The following is a 12279-nucleotide window of genomic DNA, read 5'->3' on the forward strand; positions in this document are numbered from 1 at the left end:
CTTTGGTCGCAGCATTATTACTACCGCCACTACCGCGATTAGCGGGGTGCGGTGGATCGTGTTCGCGTAGTCTCGCAAACCACGTCCCCGCACCCGGATCAGGATGCGGGGGAACCCGGAACCTGAGCCGCGCGGGGACCTCACCCAGAGGTTCGTCGCTTTATGTCGTCCGCAGCACAGCCACAGCCAGAGAGTTCTTCCAACCGCACCATCGTGCACAAATTCGGCGGCACATCGGTCGCCGACGCCGAGCGCTTCCGCCATGTCGCTGTCCTGCTGCTGGCGCGCGAAGAGCGCGAGCAGATCACCGTGGTGTCGGCGATGAAAGGCGTGACCGACGCGCTGATCGAGTTGTGCGAACTGGCCGCGCGCAGCCGCAGCGACTGGCGCGACCCCTGGCACGAATTGCGCGCCCGCCATCGCGGAGCAGTAGTGGCGCTGCTGGGCGAAGATTCCGGCCCGACCCTGGAGTGGTTGGACGAACGCTTCGACAAGCTGGCCGAAATCCTGGCCGCACTGTCGGTCATCGGCGAATTGCCGCGCGAAGTGCTGGACCGCGTGCAGGGGCTGGGCGAAATCTGTTCGGCCCGCCTGCTCGGCGACTACCTGAAATCCAAGGGCGAGGACTGCGCCGTGCTGGATGCGCGCGAAGTACTGGTGGTGGACCGCAGCGACCTGGGCGTGGAAGTGGACTGGGACACCAGCGGGCAGCGTTTGGCCGACTGGCGCGCGAAGAACCCGCAGCGCCGCGTGGTGGTCACCGGCTTCATCGCGCGCGACCGCGACAACCGCGTCACCACTCTGGGCCGCAACGGCAGCGACTACAGCGGCGCCATCTTCGCAGCGCTGTTCAACGCCGCCGAACTGCACATCTGGACCGATGTGGACGGCGTGCTGTCCGCCGATCCGCGGGTGGTGCCCGAAGCGGTGCAGTTGAGCGCGCTGAGCTACGACGAGGCCTGCGAACTGGCTTATTTCGGCGCCAAGGTCGTGCACCCGCAGACCATGTCGCCGGCCATAGAGCGCGGCCTGCCCATCATCATCCGCAACACCTTCCATCCCGAGCATCCCGGCACCCGCATCACCGCCGAGCGCGATGTCACCGGTCCGGTGAAAGGCCTGACCCTCAGCCCGGACCTGGCGGTACTGAATCTGGAAGGCACCGGCCTGATCGGTGTGCCCGGCACGGCCGAGCGCGTGTTCGCGGCGCTGCGCGATGCGCGTGTGTCGGTGGTGATGATCTCGCAAGGTTCTTCCGAACACTCCATCTGCTGCGTGGTGCGCAGCGCCGAGTCGCTGCGGGCGCAGGCCGCGTTGCTCAATGCGTTCGCCCATGAACTCAACATCGGCCAGATCCAGCGCGTGCAGCTGACCGAAGGCGTCAGCGTGCTGGCGGCGGTCGGCGACGGCATGGCCGGGCAGCCGGGCGTGGCGGCGCGCCTGTTCGAGTCGCTGGGCCGGGCGCGGGTCAACATCCTGGCCATCGCGCAGGGCTCTTCGGAACGCAACATCTCGGTCGCCATCGACAGCGCCGACGCCACCAAGGCCTTGCGCGCGGCGCATGCCGGCTTCTGGCTGTCGCCGCAGACATTCGCGGTCGGCGTGATCGGGCCGGGCAAGGTCGGTGCCGCGCTGCTGGATCAACTGCGCGCCGCGCAGCCGCAACTGCTGGGCAAGGCCAACCTGGATCTGCGGCTGCGGGCGATCGCCTCCAGCACCAAGATGCTGCTGGACGGGCGCGGCATCGGCGGCGACTGGCGCACGAGTTTCGGCGCTGACAGTGAAGCGCTGGATCTTGATCGCTTCACCGCGCACCTGGTCGGTTCGCACTTGCCGCATCTGGTGATCGTCGATTGCAGCGCCAGCCCGCTGGTGGCCGACCGTTACGCCGACTGGCTTGCGGCGGGCATCCATGTGGTCACCCCCAACAAACAGGCCGGTGCGGGCCCGAGCCTGCGCTACGACGCGATCCGCGAAGCAGCGGCGGCCAGCGGCGCGCGTTTCCGCTACGAAGCGACGGTGGGCGCGGGTTTGCCGGTGATTTCCACCTTGCGCGATCTGATCGATACCGGCGATGCGGTGCTGTCGGTGGAAGGCATCTTCTCCGGCACGCTGGCCTGGCTGTTCAACAAGTTCGACGGCAGCGTGCCGTTCTCGCAGCTGGTGAGCGAAGCGCGCGGCCTGGGTTACACCGAGCCGGATCCCCGCGACGATCTTTCCGGCACCGACGTCGCCCGCAAGCTGGTGATCCTGGCGCGCGAGGCGGGACGTTCCATGACTCTGGACGATGTCGTTGTCGAAAGCCTGGTGCCGGCAGCGTTGCGTGAAGCCAGCGTCGAGGACTTCATGTCGCGCCTGGGCGAAGTGGATGCGCTGTTCGCCGACAAGCTGGCAACCGCCAAGGCGGCGGGCCAGGTGCTGCGTTACGTCGCCAAGCTGGATGCGGAAGGCAAGGCCACGGTGGGTCTGGTAGCGCTGCCGAAGGAGCATGCTTTCGCCAATCTGCGCCTGACCGACAACATCGTGCAGTTCACCACACGCCGCTATTGCGACAACCCATTGATCGTGCAGGGACCCGGCGCGGGGCCGGAAGTCACCGCCGCGGGCGTATTCGCCGATGTGTTGCGCGTGGCGGCGGGGCAGGGGGCCAAGCTGTGAAGCAAGCGGCAACTGCATTTTCTCCCGCCTCGGTGGGCAACGTCGGAGTCGGCTTCGACATTCTTGGCCATGTGATAGAAGGACCGGGCGACACGGTCACGGTGCGTCGCATCGACTCGCCCGACGTACGCATCGCCGCGATCCGCGGAGCGACGGTGGATCTGCCGCTGGATGCGGCCGGCAATACCGCCGGCGCGTCGCTGATCGCATTGCGGGAGGCGTTGGGGTTGCCGTTCGGTTTCGAAATCGAGATAGACAAGGGCATCCCGCTGGGTTCGGGAATGGGAGGCTCTGCGGCTTCCTGCGTGGCCGCGCTGGTGGCGGCCAATGAACTCCTGGATGCGCCTTTGTCTCGGGAGGCGCTGTATCCGTTCGCATTGACCGGCGAAGCGGTGGCCAGCGGCGGACGCCATGGCGACAACCTGGGGCCGATGCTGCTGGGCGGCCTGGTGCTGTCCACCGCCGATCGGCTGGTGAAGATTCCGGTGCCCGGCGCCTGGCACAGCGTGCTGGTGCATCCGGACGCGATTCTGGAAACGCGCCGTGCGCGCGAGGCGTTGAAAGGCGGTTATGCGCTCGGCGAATTCGTATCGCAGTCGGCCAATCTCGCGCTGGTGCTTGCGGGTTGTTACGCGGGCGATGACGGACTGGTGCGCGCCGGCCTGCAGGACGTGCTGGTGGAACCGAGGCGTGCGCCGTTGATCGTCGGTTTCGATGCGGCCAAGCGGGCCGCGCTGGAAGCGGGCGCGATGGGTGCGAGCATTTCCGGCGCCGGGCCCAGCGTGTTTGGCTGGTTTGGGACGCGTGCGCAGGCCGAGGCCGCAGTACCGGCGATCCGGACGGCTTTCATGGCGGCCGGTTTCGACAGCCAGGCTTGGGTGTCTCCGATCAACAGTCCGGCGGCGAAGGTGTTGAACGCAGTCGAGTAAACGAAAATTCCGAGGTCATCCCAGCGAACGCTGGGATCCATTTTGATCTGGCTCTTCCGGCCCTCACAGAAAAATCAAAATGGATTCCAGCGTTCGCTGGAATGACGACTTCTTTCTTGTCGGCATTCACGCATCCTGGTTCGCAATGAATTTCATATCCACACGCAGCAATTCCCCCGCAGTAGGCCTCAGCCAGGCCATCGCCGCCGGCCTTGCCCCCGACGGCGGTCTCTACGTCCCGGAAACCCTACCGCCCATGCGCCCGCTGGAAGTCGGCGCCGACCTGGCCGATACCGCCACCCAGCTCATCGCACCGTTCTTCGAAGGCGACGCGCTGTCCGCCGAGCTGCCGGCGATCTGCCGCGAAGCCTTCGACTTCCCCGCGCCCCTGTTGCCGCTGGCGACCACCGACGACCACGTGCTCGAGTTGTTCCATGGCCCCACCGCGGCCTTCAAGGACTTCGGCGCACGCTTCCTGGCCGCTTGTCTGACCCGCCTGCGCAAGCGCGAAGACCGTCCGCTCACCATCCTGGTCGCTACGTCCGGCGATACCGGTGCGGCGGTCGCCGCCGCTTTCCACAAGCAGCCCGGATTGCGCGTGATCGTGCTGTATCCCGATGGCCGCGTGTCGCCGCGCCAGGCGCACCAGCTGGGCTGCTTCGGCGACAACATCGCCGCATTGCGCGTAGCCGGTTCGTTCGATGATTGCCAGGCGCTGGTCAAGCGCGCATTGAACGATGGCGACCTGCAGGCGCAAGCGCCCATGAGTTCGGCCAACAGCATCAGCCTGGGTCGGCTGCTGCCGCAAATGAGCTACTACGCGCATGCCGCGCTCGGCCACAAGCGCGCTACCGGCGAAACGCTCAATGCGGTCATTCCCACCGGAAACCTGGGCAACGCCATGGCCGCGATCATCGCGCGCAAACTGGGCGTACCGTTGGGCCGCATCGTGCTGGCGACCAACGCCAACGAGGTGTTGCCCAAGTTCTTCTCCGGCGCCGAATACGCGCCTGCGGCCAGCGTCGCCACCCTGGCCAACGCGATGGATGTGGGTGCGCCGAGCAACTTCGAACGCCTGCGCTGGCTGTACCGCGGAGACGATGCCGCACTGCGCGCGGACTTCACCGCCGAAAGCGTCAACGACTACCGGATCCGCAATACCATCCAGAACCGCTATGCGAAGCATGGGGAGGTCTTCTGCCCACATACGGCCACCGCCGTGCAGGTGCTTGAAGATATGCGCTCGCAAGGCGCGGCCGGCGATTGGATGGTGGCGGCGACCGCGCACCCGGCCAAATTCGAAAGCGTGGTGGAGCCGTTGATCGGCCGGTCGCTTGAAGTGCCGCCGGCGCTGGCGGACTTGCTGGCGCGTCCGGCCCATGCCGACCCGATTCCAGCGGATTATGAAATTTTCCGGACACGGATTCTCGGACAATAGCCTTGCCCCGGGCTTCCCGCCCGGTGTGCGGCGCGCCATGCCTGGGTCCGGCATTTCTGCCAACATGTCGCCATGAACATCAAAGGCAAGGCTACTTCGCTCGATATCGCGCACCTGGCGGGGGTTTCCCAGCCAACGGTGTCGCGCGCCCTGCGCGGCAGCCCCATGGTCAACGAGGAAACGCGCAAGCGCATCCAGGCCATCGCCGAGCAGCTCAACTACAAGGTCGACAAGAACGCGTCCAACCTGCGCACCCAGCATTCGGGAACCATTGCGTTGTTGTTCTTCGAGGACCCCACTCCCGACGATTCGCAGATCAACCCGTTCTTCCTGTCCATGCTGGGTTCCATCACCCGCGCTTGCGCCCTGCGTGGCTACGACCTGCTCATCTCCTTCCAGCAGTTGTCGACCGATTGGCAGGCCGATTACGAAGACAGCAACAAGGCCGACGGCCTGATCCTGCTGGGTTACGGCGATTATCTGGAATCGCAGTCGCGGCTGGAGCGCCTGGTGGAGCAGGGCACGCATTTCGTCCGCTGGGGCGCGGTGCTGCCGGGGCAGCCGGGTATTTCGATCGGCTGCGACAATTTCCAGGGCGGGCACGACATCACCCAGCATCTGCTGCGCCAGGGCCGGCGCGACATCGCTTTCCTGGGCCATGCTTCCAACCACTACCCCGAGTTCTTCGAGCGCTACCGCGGTTACGCGCATGCGCTGCTGACCAGCGGACAGAAAGTGCAGGCCGGTTTGCAGTTCGACGCGATCACCACCGAGCAGTCCGGTTATGAGGCCGCCCGCCAATTGTTCGAAAAGGGAACGCCTTTCGACGCGATCTTCGCCGCCAGCGACCTGATTGCCATCGGCGCGATGAAGGCACTCCACGAACGTGGCATGCGCGTGCCTGAGGATGTGGCGGTGGCGGGTTTCGACGATATTCCGATGGCCGGATTCGTCAATCCCAGCCTGTCCACCGTGCAGCAGGACACCAAGCTGGCCGGCACGATATTGGTGGAGACCTTGCTGGCCCTGGTCAACAACGAGCCGGCGGAAAGCCGGACCATTCCGGTGACTTTGGCCTTGAGGCATTCTTCGGGCGCCATCTGAAGCAGCGTTGCCGCACTGCGGCATAGGGTTTACAATTGGGAATGATTCTTATTTGAATTGGTGCTCTTCGCCGAGCGAAAAAGCGCCTTTTCACCTCATTCCCACAAGGCCGATGTCCCATGTCCATGCGCATCTCCGGCACGCGAACCCTATCGCGAAGCTCCATCGCTTCCAGCCGTTGCAGCCTTTCATTGGCCATCCGCGCCGCACTGGCGTTGTCGATACTGCCGGGCATCGCGGTTGCGCAAGAGTCGCAGCCGGCGCCGACCGAACTGGAAACCGTGCAAGTCACCGCGCCCATCGCCAAGGACAGCGGCACGGCGACCAAGACCGACACCCCGATCACCGAAATACCGCAATCCATTTCGGTAATCACCGATCGGCAGATGCGCGACCGCGGTATCCACGGCGTAGAGGAAGCGGTCTGGTATACCGCCGGCGCCCAGGGCGGCGGCTACGGTACCGACAGCCGCAGCGACTGGTTGCTGGTCCGCGGCTTCACGCCCGCTCGCTACCTGGATGGCCTGGCATTGCCGGAAGGTTCCGGCACCGGCATCACCCGCATCGAGCCCTATGGCATGGAGCGCGTCGAAGTGCTGAAGGGTCCGGCTTCGGTCAATTACGGCGCGATGCCGCCGGGCGGACTGGTCAACTACGTCAGCAAGCGCCCGACCGAAGACACCCTGCGCGAAGTCGAGCTGCAAGTCGGCAGCGAAGATATGCGCCAATTGGCCTTCGATTTCGGCGGCAAGTTGAACGACAGCGGGACTTTGCTTTATCGCCTGACCGGCTTGGCGCGCAATGGCGATACGTCGGTGGATTACATCCATGATGACCGCTATTTCCTGGCCCCGGCGCTGACCTGGAAGCCGGACGACGCCAATACCTTCACCGTACTTGCGCGCTACCAGAAGGCCGACACCAAATCCGGCGCCGGTTTCCTGCCGGCCGAGGGCACCTTGTTGCCGAACCCGAACGGCAAGATCCCCACCCACCGCTTCACCGGCGAACCCAACGCCAACGACTACGTGAAGACCATGAAGTCTCTGGGTTATGAATTCGAACACGATTTCGGTGGCGGCACCGTGTTCCAGCAGAGCCTGCGCTACGGCACCGCTGAAGTGGACCCCAGCGTGGCGGTGGGTGCGTTCGGTTTGCTTGCCGACCAGCGCAACCTGTTCCGCTATCTGTGGTCGACCCGCGAAGACGAGAAGACCCTGGGCGTGGACAACAACCTCCAGTGGCATTTCGGCGACCGCGTCCAGCACACCTTATTGGCCGGGCTGGATTACCGCCGTTCGCGCTACAGCTACGATTCCAATTTCGTGTTCAACGCTACTTCGCTGGACGTATTCAACCCCGTGTACGGCTCGATGCCGGATCTGGCGCCCGATTTCGATCCGGCGACCACGGCAAGCACGCGGCAGACGCAGTCGCAGCTGGGACTGTACGTGCAGGATCAGATCAAGGTCGATCGTTGGGTGTTCACCCTGGGCGGCCGTCAGGATTGGGTGGGTACCGATACCAACGGATCGCACCAGAGCGACGACAAGTTCTCCGCCCGCGTGGGCGTGAATTACGTATTCGACAACGGACTGGCGCCGTACGTGGGCTGGTCGCAGTCGTTCCAGGCCACCATCGGCAGGGAGCATGAGGATCGCGGGGGCAGCGCCTTCGTGCCCACTTCGGGCGAGCAGGTCGAAGTGGGCCTGAAGTACCAGCCAAGCGGCAGCAATCTGCTGGCGACGCTGGCCTTGTACGAGATCACGCAGGAAAACACGCTGACGGTCGACCCCGACCACACTCTGTTCCAGATCCAGCAAGGCGAAACCAGGGTGCGTGGCGCCGAACTCGAAGCGCGCTGGAATGTCGGCCGCGGTCTGAGCCTGTATGGGGCCTATGCCTACATCGACTCGGAAGTGACCAAGACCACGGTTGCCGAAACCCTCGGCAAGGAAATCGCGCTGCAGCCCAAGCATGCGGCTTCGGCGGGCGGCGACTACACCATTACCGAAGGCGCGCTGGCCGGCCTGGGCTTCGGCGCGGGTGTGCGCTACACCGGTGATCATTACGGCGATGCGCCGAATCTTTGGAAGACTCCTTCCTACACCGTGTTCGACGTAGCGGTGCATTACGACTTCGGCAACTGGCGCCTGCAGTTGAACGCGCAGAACGTGACCGACAAGGAATACATCAGCGCATGCAACGCCATCTACTGGTGCTACTACGGTTACGCACGCAACGTAACCGCGACCGCGCGCTACCAGTGGTAAGCGGCGGCTAAGCGGCAGGGCCGATGGAGACCATGTTCGCCGTTGCCGCGTTCGCCGCCTCGCTGGCTTCGGCGTTGGCGCTGTATGCGGGATCGCCGCACTGCCGCTGGCCGGCACTGCAAGGCTGGCGCGGCACCGGTGGCTGGGTGGGGCTGGCGCTTGCCGGCCTTTCCCTGTGGCTATGGGTGCTGACGCTGGGCGGAGGCGCCGGGCTGTGCGCGATGCTGGGAACCTGGATGCTGGCGATGATGGCGCTGCCGTACCTTGCGGCGTTGACCAGTGCCGGCGCATCGTCGTCGAGGGGCGAGGAATGATGTGGTCCCGCGCGTTGGCCGGCGTGGTCCCCGGATTTTTCCTGTCCGCAGCGCTGCTCGGGCTGGTGAGCTGGTCGTTGCCAGGCCCCTGGCAGGCGACGCTGGTGCCCGGAATGATCGCGTTCTTTCCTATCTGGATGATCGTGATGGGCGCGAGCTTGTTCTTTTCCACCGGAGTCCGCGCGTGGATCTGGCTCAGCGCTTTGGCGGTGGTGGCGACCGGCGCGCTATGGTCGATGCAGTCCTTGCAATGGATCGGCTGAGCAGGCGCGCATGAAGATCAAGTCGGCCACGCTGCGTACTTTCACCACGTTGCACACCTGGGTGGGGCTGGTGGCGGGCTTCGCGCTGTTCGTGGCGTTCTATGCCGGCGCCATCACCGTGTTCCACCATGAGCTGCAAGTCTGGCAATCGCCGCACGCGGCCGACCGTCCGCAACAGACGCTGGACGATGCGCAACGCCTGCTGGATGCAACCCTGCAGCGGCATCCGGAAGCGCGCAAGCATGTGGGTATGCTGTTTCCGGGCAAAGAGTCGCCGCATTCGGTGATCTACTGGCAGGACGCGAAGGGCATCTGGCTATTCGCCACCCTGGACGACCTGCAGGGTTCGGAAAAACCACCGCAAGCCGCGTTGTCCGAGCTGGTCAACGCGCTGCATTACTCGCTGGGCATTCCGGTTGCCGGCACCTATCTGATGGGCATCGTCAGCCTGCTCTACGGGGTCGCTCTGCTTTCCGGACTGGTGATCCATCTGCCCAGGCTGGTCCAGGATCTGTTCGCGCTGCGGCCAGGCCGCAACCTTAAGCGGTTCTGGCAGGACGCGCATAACGTGATCGGCGTGCTCAGCCTGCCCATGCATTTGATGTTCGCAGTCACCGGCGCGCTGCTGTGCCTAGCCTTCGTCGCCATGATCGCGCTTGACCCGCTGATCTATCGCGGCGGTTTGACCGCCGCCGTGCCCGCAGCCATGGATACCGCGCCGGTTCTGTCCGCCGCCAATGCGCCCGAGCCGACCGGCAAGTTGACCATGTGGCATGCGCGTTCGGTGGAGATCGCATTGGCGCAAGGACAGCGCGCATTCGAACCGGCGTATTTGAAGCTGACCAATGCGGGCGACCGCAATGCGGTAGTGGAAGTGACCGGCGAATCGCCGGGGGCGCTCGGTCCGCTGGGTGCAGTGGCGCTGGACGCCAATACCGGAGCTCTGCTGGCCACGCAGCTGCCCGGCACACGCGACGCCAACCATGCCACCCTGGCCTCGGCCTACGCGCTGCATTTCGGCGAGTACGGCAATGGGTGGGTGAAGGCGTTGTACTTCCTGATGGGTCTCGGTGGCGCTTTCCTGTTCTATTCCGGCAACCTGCTTTGGGTGGAATCGCGGCGCAAGCGTCGGCAGGCGCAACAAGGCCGCGCACAGGTCAATATGGCCCGGGCCACGATCGGTGTCTGCATCGGCTTGTGCGTGGCGGTCTCGGCGGCCTTCGTCGCCGCGCAAGGGCTGGAATGGCTGGCGCAACGGCGCAGCTTGGACGTCGCTGCCGGTATAGGCTGGGTGTGCTTCGTCGGCTGGGGGCTGTGCGCGCTGTGGGCGGCGTTGCGGCCACCGGTGCGCGGCGCACAGGAATTGTTGTGGCTGGCATCTCTGCTAACGCTGATGGTGCCCATGGCCCATGGCCTGGCCACGGGCTGGTGGCTCTGGCGCAGCGCGACGGCAGGGCAGTGGGGTTTGTTTTCCATCGACGCAGGGGCGCTGGCTTTGGCGTTCGGCTTTGCCGCGTTGGCGCGCGCCACCTCGCAGCGCGCTCGTCTGGGCGAACCCAACAGCGTGTGGTCGGCGGCGTAGGTTGGCGCTGGTGTAGGAGCGACGTGAGTCGCGAAGCCGTGAGAGTTTACGAGCTTCGCGACTCACGTCGCTCCTACAAGAGCATGGCTATCGCTCTTTGTGGGCCATCGAATCGGCCAGGCGCGCGCGCAAGTCCTTGCGCGTCAGCGGCCGGTCGAAGAACAGCACGCGCACGCCATGCGCCGGTACTTCAAGGCGCAGCTGCTTGCCTATGTTGATCCGCTTGCCGGTGAACGCATCGCGCCATGCGCCCGATTGCAGGTAGTCGCTTACCGCAAGCGTGCTGGCCGCATCGCCCTTGTTCAGAAGCACCAGCGCGGTCTGGGCCATGCCTTCATGCTGGTATACGCGGTAGAAAACGGCTTCGTCGCCTTTCATGCGCAGGTTGAATTGCAACCCCCGCTGCAGCGCAGGCGACTCACGGCGCAGATTGGCGATGCGCTTGAGTGCGGGATGGATAGGGCTCTTGCCCGCCGCATCCACACGCTCCTGCCCGTAGTAGTTGCGGTTGCCCATGTGCTCGGCGCGGCCGCGCATGAAGCCGATTTCCGAACCGTAGTAGACCGCCGGGATGCCACGTGCGGTGAACAGCCAGTTGTTGGCGTCGATGAAGCCTTCGTCGCTGGCGTTCATGCGCGCCATGTCGTGGTTGTCGTAGAAGGTCACCAGGTCGTAGGGGTTGGCGTAAGGGCCGTCTTCCAGATAGAGCGCGGTGGCCAGCTCGGCGAAGTCCGTGCCCTTCTTCTCGAAGGTCGCCGCCATCTTTCCGCGCATCGGGAAATCCAGCACGCTGTAGTGCCCGTTGCGGTCCAGCGTGTGTCCGGCGATGGTCGCGGCGTCGTAGTTGAAGGCTTCGCCGAACATGAAAAAGCCCGGCCGCTTGGCGCGGATGCGGTCGGCGAATTTCTTCCAGAACGAGTGCGGCATCCAGGCGATGGTGTCCACCCGGAACGCCGCCGCGCCCTGGTCGATCCACTGCTCGTAGGCGCCCACCAGGTATTCCAGTACGGCCGGATTGTCCTGATTGAAATCGGACAATTGGGCCAGGCCGCCGCTGGTGTTGTAGAAGGCATGCATAGGCTTGTGCGCCCGGTCCAGCTTGTCCGGAGCCAGGTTCTGGTGATCGGCGACCAGTTTGCCGTCGCGGTCGTAGACCTTGCCGTACTGCGGCTGCATCTTCGGCATGCTGTAGGCAGGCGAACCGTGGTTGCCGACGATGTCCAGTACCACGTCCAGCTTCTGTTGCTTCATCGCCTTGGTGAAGCCGGCGAAATCCAGGCCTTCGCTGGGCAGATGCTCGTCGAGTTTGTAGAAATTGATTCCCCAATAGCCGTGGAAACCGGTCTTGCCGCGGTCGGTGAACATGCCGCCCCACTTGGCCGCGTCGCCGCCGGTGAAGGCTTCGTCGGGGTTGTCGACGATGGGCGTCACCCATACCGAGGTGAAGCCCATGTCGCGGATGTACCCCGCGTTGTCCACGATGCCTTTGAAGTCGCCGCCCAGGTAGCCGATGTTGTCGGTTTCGCCCGGCGGCGCGCCAGGGGTGGGCACGTCGAAGGTGCGGTGCTTGCCGCCCTGGTCGCGGTGATCGTTCGATGGGTCGCCGTTGACGAAGCGGTCGGTCAGGACGAAGTAGATGGATTCGCTGGCGAAGGGTTCGGTGGTGCCGTAGAACTCTTCGGCGTCGGCAGCCAGCGCGCAGGTTGCGACCGTCGATC

9 protein-coding genes are annotated in these 12279 nt (G+C 64.8%); 8 read left to right on the forward strand and 1 reads right to left on the reverse strand.

Annotation, left to right across the window (positions count from 1 at the left end; genetic code table 11):
* The first annotated feature begins 162 nt into the window (after positions 1-162).
* The 8 genes from thrA (at position 163) to BLR66_RS01025 (ending at position 10561) form a co-directional block, all read left to right on the forward strand.
* Positions 163-2658: a bifunctional aspartate kinase/homoserine dehydrogenase I gene (gene thrA, locus BLR66_RS00990; RefSeq protein WP_093279775.1), complete on the forward strand. Its 2496-nt coding sequence runs from the start codon at positions 163-165 to the stop codon at positions 2656-2658.
* On the forward strand, positions 2655-3587 hold the full coding sequence (locus tag BLR66_RS00995; protein ID WP_093279776.1) for a homoserine kinase: 933 nt from the start codon (positions 2655-2657) through the stop codon (positions 3585-3587). The genes thrA and BLR66_RS00995 overlap by 4 nt, the downstream gene beginning before the upstream one ends.
* Positions 3588-3732: 145 nt before the next feature.
* Positions 3733-5025 carry a threonine synthase gene (gene thrC, locus BLR66_RS01000; RefSeq protein WP_093284122.1) on the forward strand — a complete coding sequence of 431 codons (1293 nt, stop codon included), beginning with the start codon at positions 3733-3735 and terminating at the stop codon, positions 5023-5025.
* Positions 5026-5097: 72 nt separating this feature from the next.
* Positions 5098-6129 carry a LacI family DNA-binding transcriptional regulator gene (locus tag BLR66_RS01005; RefSeq protein ID WP_093279777.1) on the forward strand — a complete coding sequence of 344 codons (1032 nt, stop codon included), beginning with the start codon at positions 5098-5100 and terminating at the stop codon, positions 6127-6129.
* A 119-nt stretch (positions 6130-6248) separates the two neighbouring features.
* On the forward strand, positions 6249-8402 hold the full coding sequence (locus BLR66_RS01010) for a TonB-dependent siderophore receptor (RefSeq protein ID WP_255402261.1): 2154 nt from the start codon (positions 6249-6251) through the stop codon (positions 8400-8402).
* A 32-nt stretch (positions 8403-8434) separates the two neighbouring features.
* Positions 8435-8716 (forward strand): hypothetical protein, encoded by a 282-nt coding sequence (locus BLR66_RS01015; protein ID WP_176943714.1) that lies wholly within the window; start codon positions 8435-8437, stop codon positions 8714-8716.
* Complete coding sequence (locus tag BLR66_RS01020) at positions 8713-8979, forward strand: hypothetical protein (RefSeq protein WP_343123909.1); 267 nt, start codon at positions 8713-8715, stop codon at positions 8977-8979. The genes BLR66_RS01015 and BLR66_RS01020 overlap by 4 nt, the downstream gene beginning before the upstream one ends.
* 10 nt (positions 8980-8989) lie before the next feature.
* Positions 8990-10561, forward strand: a complete 1572-nt coding sequence (locus BLR66_RS01025) for a PepSY-associated TM helix domain-containing protein (protein ID WP_093279780.1) — start codon at positions 8990-8992, stop codon at positions 10559-10561.
* Between the two features lie 87 nt (positions 10562-10648).
* On the opposite strand, the gene BLR66_RS01030 is transcribed toward BLR66_RS01025, so the two are convergent.
* Positions 10649-12256 carry an alpha-amylase family glycosyl hydrolase gene (locus tag BLR66_RS01030; protein WP_255402364.1) on the reverse strand — a complete coding sequence of 536 codons (1608 nt, stop codon included), beginning with the start codon at positions 12254-12256 and terminating at the stop codon, positions 10649-10651.
* Between the last annotated feature and the right edge of the window lie 23 nt (positions 12257-12279).

It is taken from the genome of Pseudoxanthomonas sp. CF125, from assembly GCF_900104085.1.
GTDB lineage: Bacteria > Pseudomonadota > Gammaproteobacteria > Xanthomonadales > Xanthomonadaceae > Pseudoxanthomonas_A.